The sequence below is a fragment of the Escherichia sp. WS1368 genome (assembly GCF_046487485.1).
Taxonomy (GTDB): Bacteria; Pseudomonadota; Gammaproteobacteria; order Enterobacterales; family Enterobacteriaceae; genus Escherichia; species Escherichia coli.
Window position 1 is genome coordinate 37,598 of sequence record NZ_JBJQJI010000002.1, and the last position, 15,318, is coordinate 52,915.

16 protein-coding genes are annotated in these 15,318 nt (G+C 52.9%); 6 read left to right on the forward strand and 10 right to left on the reverse strand.

The window, feature by feature from the left end:
- Positions 1-18 precede the first annotated feature (18 nt).
- On the forward strand, positions 19-843 hold the full coding sequence (dapD, locus tag ACJHYD_RS05885) for a 2,3,4,5-tetrahydropyridine-2,6-dicarboxylate N-succinyltransferase (protein ID WP_001186656.1): 825 nt from the start codon (positions 19-21) through the stop codon (positions 841-843).
- Positions 844-1,155: 312 nt separating this feature from the next.
- A complete protein-coding gene (locus tag ACJHYD_RS05890; RefSeq protein WP_000272188.1) occupies positions 1,156-1,542 on the forward strand; it encodes a DUF3461 family protein in 387 nt (128 codons plus the stop codon).
- A 53-nt stretch (positions 1,543-1,595) separates the two neighbouring features.
- Here ACJHYD_RS05890 and cdaR read toward each other — a convergent pair whose 3' ends face one another.
- The 3 genes from cdaR to dgt form a co-directional block, all read right to left on the reverse strand.
- On the reverse strand, positions 1,596-2,753 hold the full coding sequence (gene cdaR, locus ACJHYD_RS05895; protein WP_000929439.1) for a DNA-binding transcriptional regulator CdaR: 1,158 nt from the start codon (positions 2,751-2,753) through the stop codon (positions 1,596-1,598).
- Positions 2,754-2,907: 154 nt separating this feature from the next.
- Positions 2,908-4,332, reverse strand: a complete 1,425-nt coding sequence (gene degP / locus ACJHYD_RS05900; protein ID WP_000753946.1) for a serine endoprotease DegP — start codon at positions 4,330-4,332, stop codon at positions 2,908-2,910.
- Positions 4,333-4,461: 129 nt separating this feature from the next.
- Positions 4,462-5,979 (reverse strand): dGTPase, encoded by a 1,518-nt coding sequence (dgt, locus tag ACJHYD_RS05905; RefSeq protein ID WP_000057068.1) that lies wholly within the window; start codon positions 5,977-5,979, stop codon positions 4,462-4,464.
- A gap of 83 nt (positions 5,980-6,062) precedes the next feature.
- On the opposite strand from dgt, the gene mtnN reads away from it, so the two are divergent.
- From mtnN to ACJHYD_RS05920, 3 genes are read left to right on the forward strand one after another with little or no spacing between them, the layout of a single operon-like run.
- A complete protein-coding gene (gene mtnN / locus ACJHYD_RS05910; RefSeq protein ID WP_069903798.1) occupies positions 6,063-6,761 on the forward strand; it encodes a 5'-methylthioadenosine/S-adenosylhomocysteine nucleosidase in 699 nt (232 codons plus the stop codon).
- Positions 6,754-7,554 (forward strand): vitamin B12 ABC transporter substrate-binding protein BtuF, encoded by an 801-nt coding sequence (gene btuF / locus ACJHYD_RS05915; RefSeq protein ID WP_001306218.1) that lies wholly within the window; start codon positions 6,754-6,756, stop codon positions 7,552-7,554. Before mtnN ends, btuF begins: the two co-directional genes overlap by 8 nt.
- Positions 7,555-7,591: 37 nt before the next feature.
- Positions 7,592-8,215, forward strand: coding sequence for a TRIC cation channel family protein (locus ACJHYD_RS05920; RefSeq protein WP_000964221.1), 624 nt, complete (start codon positions 7,592-7,594; stop codon positions 8,213-8,215).
- A gap of 46 nt (positions 8,216-8,261) precedes the next feature.
- Here ACJHYD_RS05920 and erpA read toward each other — a convergent pair whose 3' ends face one another.
- From erpA to yadX, 4 genes are read right to left on the reverse strand one after another with little or no spacing between them, the layout of a single operon-like run.
- Positions 8,262-8,606: an iron-sulfur cluster insertion protein ErpA gene (erpA, locus tag ACJHYD_RS05925; protein WP_001295564.1), complete on the reverse strand. Its 345-nt coding sequence runs from the start codon at positions 8,604-8,606 to the stop codon at positions 8,262-8,264.
- Positions 8,599-8,664: a small protein YadW gene (yadW, locus tag ACJHYD_RS05930; RefSeq protein WP_120795373.1), complete on the reverse strand. Its 66-nt coding sequence runs from the start codon at positions 8,662-8,664 to the stop codon at positions 8,599-8,601. The genes erpA and yadW overlap by 8 nt, the downstream gene beginning before the upstream one ends.
- Before the next feature lie 23 nt (positions 8,665-8,687).
- Entirely contained in the window at positions 8,688-10,109 is a 1,422-nt protein-coding gene (gene clcA / locus ACJHYD_RS05935; protein WP_001550624.1) for a H(+)/Cl(-) exchange transporter ClcA, read from the reverse strand.
- A gap of 11 nt (positions 10,110-10,120) precedes the next feature.
- On the reverse strand, positions 10,121-10,168 hold the full coding sequence (yadX, locus tag ACJHYD_RS05940) for a protein YadX (RefSeq protein ID WP_211180485.1): 48 nt from the start codon (positions 10,166-10,168) through the stop codon (positions 10,121-10,123).
- A gap of 165 nt (positions 10,169-10,333) precedes the next feature.
- Here yadX and hemL point away from each other — a divergent pair, with 165 nt between their 5' ends.
- Positions 10,334-11,614, forward strand: a complete 1,281-nt coding sequence (gene hemL / locus ACJHYD_RS05945; RefSeq protein ID WP_000045291.1) for a glutamate-1-semialdehyde 2,1-aminomutase — start codon at positions 10,334-10,336, stop codon at positions 11,612-11,614.
- Positions 11,615-11,648: 34 nt separating this feature from the next.
- On the opposite strand, the gene fhuB is transcribed toward hemL, so the two are convergent.
- From fhuB to fhuC, 3 genes are read right to left on the reverse strand one after another with little or no spacing between them, the layout of a single operon-like run.
- On the reverse strand, positions 11,649-13,631 hold the full coding sequence (gene fhuB, locus ACJHYD_RS05950) for a Fe(3+)-hydroxamate ABC transporter permease FhuB (RefSeq protein WP_000044039.1): 1,983 nt from the start codon (positions 13,629-13,631) through the stop codon (positions 11,649-11,651).
- The gene (gene fhuD, locus ACJHYD_RS05955; RefSeq protein WP_001308368.1) at positions 13,628-14,518 is read right to left on the reverse strand and encodes a Fe(3+)-hydroxamate ABC transporter substrate-binding protein FhuD; all 891 of its coding nucleotides are present in this window, start codon (positions 14,516-14,518) and stop codon (positions 13,628-13,630) included. Before fhuD ends, fhuB begins: the two co-directional genes overlap by 4 nt.
- On the reverse strand, positions 14,518-15,315 hold the full coding sequence (fhuC, locus tag ACJHYD_RS05960; RefSeq protein WP_001158929.1) for a Fe3+-hydroxamate ABC transporter ATP-binding protein FhuC: 798 nt from the start codon (positions 15,313-15,315) through the stop codon (positions 14,518-14,520). The genes fhuD and fhuC overlap by 1 nt, the downstream gene beginning before the upstream one ends.
- Between the last annotated feature and the right edge of the window lie 3 nt (positions 15,316-15,318).

Sequence of the window (15,318 nt, forward strand, 5' to 3'; positions counted from 1 at the left end):
TATGAAAAGAGTTTAACAATGCAGCAGTTACAGAACATTATTGAAACCGCTTTTGAACGCCGTGCCGAGATCACGCCAGCCAATGCAGACACAGTTACCCGCGAAGCGGTAAATCAGGTGATCGCCCTGCTGGATTCCGGCGCACTGCGTGTAGCGGAAAAAATTGACGGTCAGTGGGTGACGCATCAGTGGTTGAAAAAAGCGGTGCTGCTCTCTTTCCGTATTAATGATAATCAGGTGATCGAAGGGGCAGAAAGCCGCTACTTCGACAAAGTGCCGATGAAATTCGCTAACTACGATGAAGCACGTTTCCAGAAAGAAGGCTTCCGCGTCGTGCCACCAGCGGCAGTGCGTCAGGGCGCGTTCATTGCCCGTAACACCGTGCTGATGCCGTCTTACGTCAACATCGGCGCATATGTTGATGAAGGCACGATGGTTGATACCTGGGCGACCGTCGGTTCCTGTGCGCAGATTGGTAAAAACGTCCACCTTTCCGGTGGCGTGGGTATCGGCGGCGTGCTGGAGCCGCTGCAGGCTAACCCGACCATTATTGAAGATAACTGCTTCATCGGCGCGCGCTCTGAAGTGGTTGAAGGGGTAATTGTCGAAGAAGGTTCCGTCATCTCTATGGGCGTATACATTGGTCAGAGCACCCGTATTTACGACCGTGAAACCGGCGAAATCCACTACGGTCGCGTTCCGGCAGGATCTGTGGTTGTTTCAGGCAATCTGCCGTCGAAAGATGGCAAATACAGTCTTTACTGTGCGGTTATCGTTAAGAAAGTTGACGCGAAAACTCGCGGCAAAGTCGGCATTAACGAACTGCTGCGTACCATCGACTAAAAGTATGCACACGGGCAGCACGACGCTGCCCGATTGCTTTCTGGTTCAGAATAATTCGTCCTACTCATTCTTCTTCCCCTTTTTTAAATACTTTTTCATCTTGTTTCGGACTGTCATGTAATTCGCAAAACAAAGATAAATGTGCTAATCCATCCCATGGAATATCGCCACAATAAAGCAGGTAATTTTTTGATTTTTACGCCATGATAGAAGTCTGGAAGAAAAAGGCTTTCTGCGATCACAGTCGAGCCGGGCGGGCCAGGCCAAATGCTAAAATAAGCACAATTTACTGACTCATTTTGAGGTAACGCTATGTACGACAATCTGAAAAGTCTGGGTATTACCAATCCTGAAGAAATTGATCGTTACAGCCTCCGGCAGGAAGCCAACAACGATATTCTGAAAATCTATTTCCAGAAAGACAAAGGCGAGTTTTTCGCCAAGAGCGTGAAGTTTAAATATCCGCGTCAGCGTAAAACGGTCGTCGCCGATGGTGTGGGTCAGGGTTATAAAGAAGTGCAGGAGATTAGCCCTAATCTTCGCTATATCATTGATGAGTTAGATCAAATCTGCCAGCGTGACCGCAGCGAAGTTGATCTTAAGCGTAAGATCCTCGACGACTTACGTCATCTGGAGTCAGTAGTAACCAATAAGATCAGCGAGATTGAAGCCGATCTGGAAAAACTGACGCGTAAATAATGCCATTCTTTGGGCCGGGTAAAGTCTCACCCGGCTGTAATTTTGTCATCGACCTACCGCTCTTCATCCAGTTGCAACGCCACATACAGCAGCAACCTGTCATCAAAATTGCCCAAATCCAGCCCGGTCAGTTCCGATATACGATTAAGCCGATACTCCAGAGTATTACGATGAATAAACAGCGCCTTTGACGTAGCCAGCGGTTGCACATTGTGGCGAAACCACGCCGCCAGCGTTCGTCGCAGCAAGCCGTTATTGTCCATCGCTTTCAGCCGCGCCAGCGGTCGCGCCAGTTCGTTGGCCTGCCAGTCGCCACGCAAACTGTCGAGTAACACAGGCAACATCAGATCCTGATAAAAATAGCAGCGACTTTCTGGCATTCGCTGTTTACCCACCACCATCGTCGTTTTCGCCGTACGATAAGAGCGGGCAATACTGCCCGGTCCGGTAAAATAGTTACCCAGCGAAACGCGAAAACGCAGCTGGCCGTACTCTTTCATGCGGGTAATCAGTTGTTCAACTCGCTTACGATGATCTTCTGCATCCCAGCGCCCAAAAGAGTTCAACGCCGGTTTCAACACCACCATTTCGGTCAGCGAAACAATTGCCACCAGATTATTACGCTCAGGCGTAGTCAGCGCGTTTTGCAGTTGCTGTAACTCCGCCATTGCGCTGTCCACGCCAAGCTGACCGCTGTCGACCTCAACAATAGCCACCACTCGCGGTTGATTGAGATCGATCCCCAGCCGTTGCGCCCATTCAGTAAGTGCGGGGGTATTCTCCTCAGCCTGAATCAGGTTCATCACCAGTTCTTCCCGCAAACGGCTATCCTGCGCCAACAGGTGCATCAACCGCGACTGTTCCAGCATCATTTCAGCCGTCATGCAGACCAGTTCGCCATATTTACGCAGGTTCTCTGGTTCACCAGTCAGGCCAATTACGCCGACAATTTCACCTTCCAGCCGTAACGGTAGATTAATCCCTTGCCGCACACCGTGCAGATGACGTGCCACCGCGTCATCGATATCGACGACTCGTCCCTGTGAAAGTACCAGCAATGCACCTTCGTGCAATTCACCAATACGCTCACGATCGCCGCTGCCGATAATTCGCCCGCGGGCATCCATTACGTTGATATTGGTATCGATGATGCGCATGGTACGTGCCACGATATCCTGCGCCATTTTGGTATCAAGATGCCAGCCAGCCATAAGTCCTCCGTTATGCACGGCTTAGCATAAGGAAGTACGTAACGTACGGCATTGTGCAAATGCCCAAAGGATGATGAAGATGTATGGAGTTGTGGTGAAGTTCACAGATTGTAAGGAGAACCCCTTCCCGTTTTCAGGAAGGGGTTGAGGGAGATTACTGCATTAACAGGTAGATGGTGCTGTCGCCGCGCTGAATGTTCAGTGCCAGCACAGATGGTTTGCTGTCGAGAACTTTACGCAGTTCAGCGATGTTTTTCACTGCCTGCTGGTTCGCGCCAATAATCACATCACCTTTTTTCAGGCCGATCTGCGCAGCCGGAGTGCCCGTTTTCACGTTGTTCACTACCACGCCCTGATCTTTGCCTTTGTTGCTCATCTCAGCGCCTTCAATGCCGTTGAAGATGGAGCTGGAATCAACCTGATTCTGGCTGCTCTGCTGCAGTTCCAGGTTCACGTTAACCTGCTTACCGTCGCGCAGTAAGCCCAGGGTCAGTTTGCTGCCCACCGGCATAGTACCCACCTGAGCACGCAGGGCGGCAAAGCTGCTGATCGGCTTACCGTTCAGTGAGGTGATCACATCACCCGCTTTAATGCCCGCTTTTGCAGCGGAGGAATTAGGCAGAACCTGGCTTACGAAAGCACCGCGCTGGGCGTCAACTTTCATCGCTTTCGCCAGTTCAGAGTTCAGCTCAGTCCCCATAATACCCAGCTCACCGCGTTTCACCTGGCCGTATTCCACCATCTGCGAGGTCAGGTTTTTCACCATGTTACTCGGGATAGCAAAACCGATACCGATGTTGCCGCCGTCCGGTGCGAGGATCGCGGTGTTGATACCGATCAGTTCGCCGTTCAGGTTAACCAGCGCACCACCGGAGTTACCACGGTTGATCGCTGCATCGGTCTGGATGAAGTTTTCGTAGTTTTCAGCATTCAGGCCGCTACGCCCCAGCGCAGAGACAATCCCGGAAGTTACCGTCTCGCCCAGACCAAACGGGTTACCAATCGCTACGGTGTAATCACCCACGCGCAGTGCATCAGAATCCGCCATCTTAATTGCGGTCAGATTTTTCGGGTTCTGGATCTGGATCAGCGCGATATCAGAGCGCGGATCTTTGCCAACCATCTTCGCGTCGAACTTACGACCATCGCTCAGCTGGACTTTAATCACCGTCGCGTTATCAACAACGTGGTTGTTGGTGACAACATAGCCTTTATCGGCATCAATGATGACGCCGGAACCCAGCGCCATGAATTTCTGTTGCTGGCCGCCGCCATTACCGCCCTGGCCCCCCTGGCAGAACGGAGAGCTCTGGAACGGAGAACCTTCCTGGCAGAACGGAGAATCATCACCGAAGAACTGCTGGAAATTACGCGGCATACGCGGCGTATTAACGGTTGTGCTACCTTCTACGTTAATGCTGACCACTGAAGGCATCACCTTTTCGAGCATCGGTGCAAGGCTTGGCATCTGCTGGGCTGTCGTTGCTGAAGAAGTCTCAGCCGCCGTTGCAGAGAGCGGAGATAACGCCAAACCTAAACTCAGAGCCAGTGCACTCAGTGCTAATGTGGTTTTTTTCATGTATTTCAGTCTCGATTAACAGATAACGCAAAATTGCTGTGTTCTTCAGATTCGTTTTATAGCGCGAAGTTCCGAACTAAAGTTTCTGCAAAAGGTAAAAATTTATTGTTCGTCTTTACAAAAGCCTGGTTATTGTTCTACGGCCATCAGACGTCGGTATTCATCCCAGGCATAGAGGTCGGTCATACCGCTGATATAATCCTGCAGCAGGCGGCAACGGTAATAATATTCCCATAGCGGAAACTCAGGAGAATCTGACGGTAATTTACTGACAGCCTCGACATAGGCCAGCCGATGGCGCGTCGAGAGTTTGTTGAATAAGCGCGATTCAATAGGGAAACGTTTCACCCGTTCTTTTTCTACCAGTTCAGTAAAGTCTGATAACGACAGGCTTAATAAAGGGCGATAAATCTCTAATAATCCGCTAATGACCCGATAGCCCTGCAATTCAAGCTGCTCGACATCTGGATGGCTAAACACATGTTTTACAGCGACATTTTTATATAACTTTAGAAGATCGCTGCATTCGCTGGCATCTTCCAATAATGCATGATTAAACGTTCCGGCGAAAATCGCAGGCAGATTATCAATAAATCGTTGTGCCGCGTAGGGTACCAGTTTATTTAGGGTGTTTACCCGTAAATACATAAAAAACTGATCTTCCGTACTGCGGCTTAAACTATTTGAGCGTGATTTTTCCCAGGCATTTTCAACCACCAGCGAAAAGAGCGAACCTTTCTCATGCTGGCCCCACGCTTCGTGCAAATGATGATAAAGCTGCTCAACGGTAAATATTCTTTTCTCTACCGCATCTTCAAGGTCTGCCACACAATAGGAGATGTCGTCAGCAGCTTCCATAATCCACGTTAATGGAAAACGACTGTAAAGCGCCAAATTAAGTTCTTTACGCAACCGGGCAATATAGGCTTCCTCAGAAAGATAATAACCCGGCTTTTTCATTAAATAGTGATGTGTCTCAGGCGTTTCACCACGCCACCACGCCGGACGAGTATATTTTAAAATACCGCCAACCTGTGCCCAGGTGAGATTCATCCGCATCAATGTATGCACCAGGCGAATGCCTTGTGCATTCCCCTCAAAATGACATAAGTCCTGACGTATTTTGCGCCGCAGCTCGTTAAGCGGTTCTTCCCCGTCCCGTAAACGTAGTGCTGCCACGCTGCAGCGATCGTCAGTCAGAGGCTGGCTTTCGGCATCTTCCGGGTGCAAACGCTGGCGAAACCAGTCATTTATCGCCGCTTCGCCAAAATGACCAAACGGCGGATTGCCGATATCGTGCATCAGGCATGACATCTCAACAATGCTTTCAAAAGGGCCGGTCAGTTCATCCAGGCCGTATGCTTCCAGCAATTTAAGCTCTTTCAGACGGCTTAAAATTTCTTTGGCGATGTAGCGCCCCACCTGCTGGACTTCCATCGAGTGGGTAAGACGCGTGCGCACGGCGGCATTGCGCTCCAGTGGAAAAACCTGGGTCTTTTGTTGCAGACGACGAATTGCCGGAGAGTTGATGATACGCCCGCGATCGCTCTCGAAGATCCGCAGGATCTCATGTTCGGTTTTAACGCCCTGCGGTGAACGGTAACGACGATGCCAGTTTATTTTTTTTCGGAAATCAATCTGTGCCATGTCCTCTCCCGCGTGAGAAATACGCTTCCCCGTAAGCGCATGGTAAACTATGCCTTCAAATCGGGCTTATCGCGAGTAAATCTATGAAAATCGGCATCATTGGTGCAATGGAAGAAGAAGTTACGCTGCTGCGTGACAAAATCGAAAACCATCAAACTATCAGTCTCGGCGGTTGCGAAATCTATACCGGCCAACTGAATGGAACCGAGGTTGCGCTTCTGAAATCGGGCATCGGTAAAGTCGCTGCGGCGCTGGGTGCCACTCTGCTGTTGGAACACTGCAAGCCAGATGTGATTATTAACACCGGTTCTGCCGGTGGCCTGGCACCAACGCTGAAAGTGGGCGATATCGTTGTCTCGGACGAAGCACGTTATCACGACGCGGATGTCACGGCATTTGGTTATGAATACGGTCAGTTACCAGGCTGTCCGGCAGGCTTTAAAGCTGACGATAAACTGATCGCTGCCGCTGAGGCCTGCATTGCCGAACTGAATCTTAACGCTGTACGTGGCCTGATTGTCAGCGGCGACGCTTTCATCAACGGTTCTGTTGGTCTGGCAAAAATCCGCCACAACTTCCCACAGGCCATTGCTGTAGAGATGGAAGCGACGGCAATCGCCCATGTCTGCCACAATTTCAACGTCCCGTTTGTCGTAGTACGCGCCATCTCCGACGTGGCCGATCAACAGTCTCATCTTAGCTTCGATGAGTTCCTGGCTGTTGCCGCTAAACAGTCCAGCCTGATGGTTGAGTCACTGGTGCAGAAACTGGCACATGGCTAAGTCACTGTTCAGGGCGCTGGTCGCCCTGTCTTTTCTTGCGCCACTGTGGCTCAACGCCGCGCCGCGCGTCATCACGCTTTCTCCCGCCAACACTGAACTTGCCTTTGCCGCCGGGATCACGCCGGTTGGGGTCAGCAGCTATTCCGACTATCCTCCACAAGCGCAAAAGATTGAGCAGGTTTCCACCTGGCAGGGGATGAATCTGGAACGCATTGTCGCGCTGAAACCCGATCTGGTGATTGCCTGGCGTGGAGGTAATGCCGAGCGGCAGGTTGACCAGCTGGCTTCGCTGGGAATAAAAGTGATGTGGGTCGATGCGACAAGCATTGAACAAATTGCCAATGCGTTACGTCAACTGGCCCCCTGGAGTCCGCAACCAGACAAGGCCGAACAAGCCGCGCAATCCCTGCTGGATCAGTACGCGCAATTGAAAGCGCAATATGCTGATAAACCTAAAAAACGTGTTTTTCTGCAATTCGGCATTAATCCGCCATTTACCAGTGGAAAAGAGTCGATTCAGAACCAGGTACTCGAAGTTTGTGGCGGAGAAAACATCTTTAAAGATAGCCGGGTTCCCTGGCCGCAAGTTAGCCGCGAACAGGTGTTAGCACGCGCGCCACAGGCGATAGTCATTACAGGCGGACCGGACCAAATTCCTAAAATCAAACAATACTGGGGTGAACAGCTCAAAATTCCCGTTATTCCTCTCACGAGTGACTGGTTTGAACGTGCAAGCCCACGTATTATCCTCGCTGCACAACAGCTCTGTAATGCGCTTTCACAGGTAGATTAGCGCCTGACCTTTTCAGGTGCTCAGTGGGGATTGAACAATGCTCGTCTATTGGCTGGATATAGTCGGCACAGCGGTATTTGCCATCTCCGGCGTTTTGTTAGCCGGAAAATTGCGTATGGACCCTTTTGGTGTTCTGGTACTGGGCGTGGTTACCGCAGTAGGCGGCGGGACAATTCGCGACATGGCGCTGGATCACGGCCCGGTATTTTGGGTGAAAGATCCCACCGATCTGGTCGTTGCAATGGTCACCAGCATGCTGACCATCGTGCTGGTGCGCCAGCCAAGACGCTTACCAAAATGGATGTTGCCGGTGCTGGACGCCGTTGGTCTGGCGGTGTTTGTCGGCATTGGCGTGAATAAAGCCTTTAATGCGGAAGCCGGTCCGTTAATCGCGGTTTGTATGGGCGTCATTACTGGCGTTGGCGGCGGGATCATTCGTGATGTACTGGCCCGCGAAATCCCCATGATTTTACGTACAGAAATTTACGCAACTGCCTGTATTATCGGCGGTATTGTCCACGCTACGGCTTATTACACATTTTCCGTACCACTGGAAACAGCCAGTATGATGGGCATGGTCGTGACGCTATTGATTCGGCTGGCGGCTATTCGTTGGCATCTTAAGCTACCGACGTTTGCGCTGGATGAGAATGGGCGTTGAAGAGAGAAGATGTGCCGGATAGTTTATCCGGCACATGAACAACAGATTAGATGCTAAAGGAAGAACCGCAACCGCAGGTGCTTTTCGCGTTCGGGTTGGTCACGATGAAACGAGAACCTTCCAGACCTTCGGTATAGTCAACGGAACCGCCGACCAGATATTGCAGGCTCATCGGATCAACCACCAGGCCAACGCCCTGTTTTTCGATGGTCATATCGCCTTCGTTCACCTGATCATCAAAGGTGAAACCATACTGGAAGCCGCTGCAACCGCCACCGGTGATATACACGCGTAATTTCAGATTCGGGTTATCTTCGTCAGCGATCAGGCTTTTAACTTTGTTGGCTGCTGCGTCGGTAAACTCCAGCGGCAGTGCTACGTCATCACTCATATTTTGCTCCAAACGACATCGGCAATTGGGCAAATTCTAACCCAATAATAATCGCCATTATCTAATACCCTGGTATTTCGTTCAAGTATTCTCGCTGGCTGATGCGGCCTTGCTTCGCGCCAGTTGCTCAGCTTCCTGTTTTGCCAGCGTGCGCGCAAGAATCGCCGAGTATAGCGGTTTCCCGCCGGTAAATTGTGCTAATAGTGTTGCGCCAAGACCGGTAATAATCATTGGCAAAATGAGCTGGTAGTTATCGGTCATTTCCAGAACCAGAATGATTCCCGTTAACGGCGCGCGAATAGATGCCGCCAGTAACGCCCCCATTCCGGCAATAGCAAAAGTGCCTGCTTCAAGGTGATATTGCGGAAACAGCTCAACGGCAACCATTCCGAAAGCGGTTCCCAGCACAGTACCCAGCGCCAGCATCGGGGCAAAAATACCGCCCGGCGCGCCGGAAGAGAAACAGAGTAAGGTGGTAATGACCCGCGCGACGAAGATAAACACCAGCATTCCCATGCTGAAATTCCCTGCGGTAGCGATAGGAATCAGGTTAAAGCCGCCGCCCGACGTTGCTGGTGCCACAAACCCCAGCAATCCACACAGACCGCCAATTACACCGCCCATCAGTACCCATTTGGTAATATTGCCGCCGTGAACACGGTGCAGCAAATCCTGCATCCCCAGCACCCATTTATTAAAAATAGGGCCGAAAATGCCAAAAATAATACCGAGGATCAGATAAAGCCACAGCGTATTAAGCGGCGCGTCAGAAAGTTTACCGACGTCAATCAATGCAACTTCATGATTAAAAATCCGGTACATAATGGTCGACATAATGACGCCAATAAATACCGCTTTAATCGAAATTAACGTATAGCGAAACTGCGGACGCATCTCTTCGATAATAAACAAAATACCCGCTAGCGGGGCGTTAAAGGCCGCCGCCAGACCCGCCGCCGCACCGGTTGCCAACAGCGTATGGCGAGCTTCATCACCTTTCAGGCGGAAAATATCAAGCACCATGCGACCGATATTGCCGCCGATCTGTACGGTTGGCCCTTCGCGCCCCAACACCATGCCTCCGCCGAGTGTCCCCAGCCCGCCAAAGAATTTCACCGGCAACACACGCCACCAGCGAACGGGACGTTGATCTTCCAGCGCCCCTTCAATTTCCGGGATCCCCGAACCACCTGCTTCCGGCGCGTATTTGCGCACCAAAAAGTAGCCGAACATCGCCAGCACCGCCGAACAGAGAAAAGCGACGGTTAACAGAAGCGGATAATTATCAGCAGTATGTACCAGCGCCCCCATACGCTGGTTCTGCAACCAGGCGACACCTTTGTCAAAAGCAACCGCAGCCAGCCCGACAAGCGTGCCGACGACTGCCGCCATAAACAAAATGGCTAACGGGGTTTTATCGCGCTCAAGAAGTTGGCGAATCAGTTGTCTGCGTCGCAGGCGCGCGGCCTGCGGTGTTTCTAAAGAGGGAGTATCAGTTTTCATCCAATGATCACTTATTGGTCATACAAATAAGATGACGGCATTTTACTCGCACGTTCCATGAAAATCCTTTGCAAAGCGTAATGTTTCAAATGCACAAAACTTTTATACTCTAAGAAATCAGGATTGCACCAGTACAAGCAGCCTGATGTTTGACGAGTATTTAACTTGTTATGAATAACATAGAATAGCAGCCATTCACTTTTTCTACGAATCAGGAACCCTCCATGAGTAAGTCTGAAAATCTTTACAGCGCAGCGCGCGAGCTGATCCCTGGCGGTGTGAACTCCCCTGTTCGCGCCTTTACTGGCGTGGGCGGCACTCCACTGTTTATCGAAAAAGCGGACGGCGCTTATCTGTACGATGTTGATGGCAAAGCCTATATCGATTATGTCGGTTCCTGGGGGCCGATGGTGCTGGGCCATAACCATCCGGCGATCCGCAATGCCGTGATTGAAGCCGCCGAGCGTGGTTTAAGCTTTGGTGCACCGACCGAAATGGAAGTGAAAATGGCGCAACTGGTGACCGAACTGGTCCCGACCATGGATATGGTGCGCATGGTGAACTCCGGCACTGAAGCGACCATGAGTGCCATCCGCCTGGCCCGTGGTTTTACCGGTCGCGACAAAATTATTAAATTTGAAGGTTGTTACCACGGTCACGCTGACTGCCTGCTGGTGAAAGCCGGTTCTGGCGCACTCACGTTAGGCCAGCCAAATTCGCCGGGCGTTCCGGCAGATTTCGCCAAACATACCTTAACCTGTACTTATAACGATCTGGCCTCTGTACGCGCCGCGTTTGAGCAATACCCGCAAGAGATTGCCTGTATTATCGTCGAGCCGGTGGCAGGCAATATGAACTGCGTTCCACCGCTGCCAGAGTTCCTGCCAGGTCTGCGCGCGCTGTGCGACGAATTTGGCGCGTTGCTGATCATCGATGAAGTGATGACCGGTTTCCGCGTAGCGCTAGCTGGCGCACAGGATTATTACGGTGTGGAACCGGATCTCACCTGCCTCGGCAAAATCATCGGCGGTGGAATGCCGGTAGGCGCATTCGGTGGTCGTCGTGATGTAATGGATGCGCTGGCCCCGACCGGTCCGGTCTATCAGGCGGGTACGCTTTCCGGTAACCCGATTGCGATGGCTGCTGGTTTCGCCTGTCTGAATGAAGTCGCGCAGCCGGGCGTTCACGAAACGCTGGATGAGCTGACAACACGTCTGGCAGAAGGTCTGCTGGAAGCGGCAGAAGAAGCCGGAATTCCGCTGGTGGTAAACCACGTTGGCGGCATGTTCGGTATTTTCTTTACCGACGCCGAGTCCGTGACGTGCTATCAGGATGTGATGGCCTGTGACGTGGAACGCTTTAAGCGTTTCTTCCATATGATGCTGGACGAAGGTGTTTATCTGGCACCGTCAGCGTTTGAAGCGGGCTTTATGTCTGTGGCGCACAGCATGGAAGATATCAATAACACCATCGATGCTGCACGTCGGGTGTTTGCGAAGTTGTGATGATTTTGCCTCGCCCACCGGGCGAGGCATTCAATTAACGGCTCTGCTTTCTCAACAAATAGATAAAATATGGCGCGCCGATAAAGGTCGACAGCAGCCCCGCTGGGATCTGGAATGGAAACAGCACCATCCGCCCACACCAGTCAGCGAACACCAGCAGTAATCCTCCCACCAGCGCCGAAATTACGATGTGTGGCATCGTCCGTCGAAAGCCCATCATCCGCGCAATATGTGGTGCCATTAAACCAACAAAACTCAACGGTCCAATGGTCATTGTCGCAGTCGCTGTCAGGCAAGCCGCTAACAGCAGCAGCGCAATTCGCGTCGGCGTCAGCGCCATCCCCACGGCTCGTGCGGTATCACCTCCCAGCGGTAAAATGGTCAGCCAGCGGCGGCACAGCGGGGTAATCGCCAGCAAAATCACCATCACAATTCCGGTACGCCAGACCTGCGCATCGGTCGCGTTGTAGGTCGAACCGGAAATCCAGGTCAGAACTTGCGCCATTCGCGGGTCACCACTTGCCTGCAACATCATCAAAAGCATGGTGAACGCGGTACTTAACGCCATCCCCGCCAGTAACATGCGGTGTGGGGAAAATCCACCGCGTCCGGCGGCGATCATAATGATCAACAGCGTCACCGCCGCGCCGAGACTGCCTGCAGGTAACAGCCAGCCAAAGGCATTACCCGGCACCAGAAACAGCATCAACACCACGCCAAACGCCGCGCCGGAGCTAATCCCCAGCACTTCCGGGCTTGCCATCGGGTTTCCGGTCAGCCGCTGAATAATACAGCCCGCCACCGCCAGCATGACTCCCGCAAACAGCGCCGCCATAATTCGCGGCCAGCGCCAGGGCATCAAATCCTCGAGCAACGCCCCGCTCGCCCACGTCCAGCCGTGCGCATCACGGCCAAACGACAGCGCCACCACCACTGCCATCAACAGCAGCACGCCGCCCGCGAGGGCAAACGCCAGCACATGTTGGCGTTCAGCAGCGACACGATCGTTCACCTTCATATCCGGCGCGCTAATGCTGCGTAAACGCGGCAGCAGCCAAAGTAGCAGCGGCGCACCTATCAACGCAGTGACCGAACCGGTAGAAACTTCCATCCACACGCGAGTCAGCCAGAGGATGATTTGATCAGAAAGCCACAGAATTAACGCCCCAATCAGCGACGCCAGCATCAATCGTGGCAACAAACGCCGCGCCCCCAGCATTTTTGCCAGCAGTGGCGCGAACAACCCGATAAAGCCGATAATCCCCACTGCGTTCACCAGCAGCGCACTGATGACTATCGCCAGCGACAGCGCCGCCAGACGCGCGAGCGACAAGGCCAGCCCGAGGTTGCGCGCCACGCCATCATCAAGCCCCATCAGGGTTAACGGACGAAGTAGCAGTAACGTCAGCATCACGCCGCCCAGCAACTGCGGCCATAAACGCTCAACGCCGCCCCAGTCGGTTTGCGTCAGCGTTCCGGTGCTCCACAGGAACATGCTTTGCAACTGGTCATGATGGAAGATAACCAGTAACTGATTGATTGCCCCACAATAAAGGCTCACTACCAGCCCCGCGAGAATCAGCGTTACCGGCGACAGCCGTTTCCCCCACGCGACGCCAAAGACAATTAAGCCAACAACGCAAGCCCCTGCCAGCGCAGCAAACTGGCTCGCCATAGCACCTGGGATCGCCCAGAGCGTAGTGACGGTAATCCCCAGTTGCGCGCCTGTTGCAACGCCCAACGTCGTCGGTTCCGCCAGCGGGTTACGCAGCACTTGCTGAAACAGCACGCCCACCAGCCCCAGGCCCGCGCCCACCAGCAGCGAAATCGCCAGACGCGGCAACAAGCTGTAGTGAAAAATCATCTGCTCGATGACGTCAATATCCGGCGACCAGGCAGCCTGCGCCCACTGGCTACGCGGCAGCGCTTGCGAAAAGTTCATCCAGGTGAGCGCCGCTGCGACAATAACCAGCAGCGCCAGCAATAACGCCGGGAAAAGCGCAATTCGTTTACTCACGCTTTACCTCCGATGGCGTTATCCAGAATACGCACAAAGTGCATTGCCGAAAGCGTCGCGCCATAGAACCAGACCGCCGGAACGCGCTGAAAACGTCCTGCACGGACAAACGGCATGGCCTGCCACAGCGGGGTTGCCATTAGCGCATCCATGTCTTTGCTGTTGTCGTGATCAAAACAGAGCACATCAACGTCTTTATACGCTGCCAGACGATCGATACTGACGGCGGTACTGCCCCAGAAGTTGGTTTCCCCTTGCCAGGCATTTGGGATGCCGTACTCATCAAGAATTTCCTGGAACAAGCTGTTTGGACCGAAGACCAGCATATGGCGCGGATCGATAAGTGTCGTCAGCAATAACGGGCGCGCACCACGCTTCACAAAGCGGGGTTTCATGCTGCGGATAAAGTCTTCATAGTGCGCTAAATGCGTTTCTGCTGCGCTTTGCAGGTTAAGTAAATCTGCCATTTCCGTCAGTGACTTACGCGCCATCGCCAGCGGCTGTTTGCCGTCGCTGAAGTTAAATCCGCGCCCCGGCGCAATGCGTGCCAGCATTTCTGGTGAAGGGCCATATCCTGCCGACCAGACCATAAACGACGGTTTCATTTCGGTCAGCAGTTCAAGGTTAGGTTCTGTACGCAAACCAACGTCAATCACTGAGTCCGGCAATGGCGGTTCGCTGACCCACAGGCGATAGTTGATGGTATCCGCCACGCCGTAAGGCACGATGCCGAGCGCCAGCAGTAATTCCACCGGCAACCACTCCAGCGCCACAATACGATTGGGATCAATAGCCGCCGCGTGGGCAGTATTCATCTGCCATAACAACGGAGAAAGCGCCATCGCCGTTAACAGTCGACGGCGCGAAATAAGAGGTAAGCCGCTCATCAATAAACAAAACTCACAGGTGCAGCACCCGCCGGATGCGGCAAAATACCCATCGGGATGCCATAAATCATTTCGAGGGTTTCGCCGCGCATAATTTCCGCAGGCGTTCCCTGAGCAATCATTTCACCGCCGCGCAGGGCGACCAGATAATCACAGTAACGCGCAGCCATATTGATATCGTGCAGCACGGCAATGACCGTCAGGCCACGCTCCTGACTTAAACGATGCACCAGCGCCAGCACATCAACCTGGTGGGCGATATCCAGCGCCGAGGTCGGTTCGTCGAGCAACAGACAACGGCTATCCTGTGCCACCAGCATGGCGATCCACGCCCGCTGACGTTCGCCGCCAGAGAGACTATCGACCAGCCGATGCGCCAGCGGTTTTAAGCCAACCAGCGAGATAGCTTCCTCGACCTTTTCGCGATCTGCCGCACCAAAGCGCCCTAGTGCGCCATGCCACGGGTAACGACCAATCGCCACCAGTTCACGCACTGTCATCCCTTCTGCCGGAGGAAGCTGCTGCGGCAAATAAGCCACTTTGCGGGCAAACGCTTTGCTGCTCCAGCTTTCCAGCGGTTGGGCATCAAGAAGAATCTCCCCTTCCGACGGTGGCTGGTGACGACCAAGCATTTTGAGCAGAGTGGATTTACCAGAACCGTTGTGACCAATCAGACCGGTCACTTTCCCGGCAGGAAAGGTTAACGACAGCGGATGCAAAAGCGTGCGCCCGGGCACACGAAAGGAGATATTACGCAGTGCAAAAGTGGTATCGGAATGATTCGTGTATTCCTGCATAAC

Coding starts and splice junctions, on each gene's coding strand:
- dapD (WP_001186656.1), top strand. CDS start 19: ATGCAGCAGTTACAGAACATTATTGAAACCGCTTTTGAACGCCGTGCC.
- ACJHYD_RS05890 (WP_000272188.1), top strand. CDS start 1,156: ATGTACGACAATCTGAAAAGTCTGGGTATTACCAATCCTGAAGAAATT.
- cdaR (WP_000929439.1), bottom strand. CDS start 2,753: ATGGCTGGCTGGCATCTTGATACCAAAATGGCGCAGGATATCGTGGCA.
- degP (WP_000753946.1), bottom strand. CDS start 4,332: ATGAAAAAAACCACATTAGCACTGAGTGCACTGGCTCTGAGTTTAGGT.
- dgt (WP_000057068.1), bottom strand. CDS start 5,979: ATGGCACAGATTGATTTCCGAAAAAAAATAAACTGGCATCGTCGTTAC.
- mtnN (WP_069903798.1), top strand. CDS start 6,063: ATGAAAATCGGCATCATTGGTGCAATGGAAGAAGAAGTTACGCTGCTG.
- btuF (WP_001306218.1), top strand. CDS start 6,754: ATGGCTAAGTCACTGTTCAGGGCGCTGGTCGCCCTGTCTTTTCTTGCG.
- ACJHYD_RS05920 (WP_000964221.1), top strand. CDS start 7,592: ATGCTCGTCTATTGGCTGGATATAGTCGGCACAGCGGTATTTGCCATC.
- erpA (WP_001295564.1), bottom strand. CDS start 8,606: ATGAGTGATGACGTAGCACTGCCGCTGGAGTTTACCGACGCAGCAGCC.
- clcA (WP_001550624.1), bottom strand. CDS start 10,109: ATGAAAACTGATACTCCCTCTTTAGAAACACCGCAGGCCGCGCGCCTG.
- hemL (WP_000045291.1), top strand. CDS start 10,334: ATGAGTAAGTCTGAAAATCTTTACAGCGCAGCGCGCGAGCTGATCCCT.
- fhuD (WP_001308368.1), bottom strand. CDS start 14,518: ATGAGCGGCTTACCTCTTATTTCGCGCCGTCGACTGTTAACGGCGATG.
- fhuC (WP_001158929.1), bottom strand. CDS start 15,315: ATGCAGGAATACACGAATCATTCCGATACCACTTTTGCACTGCGTAAT.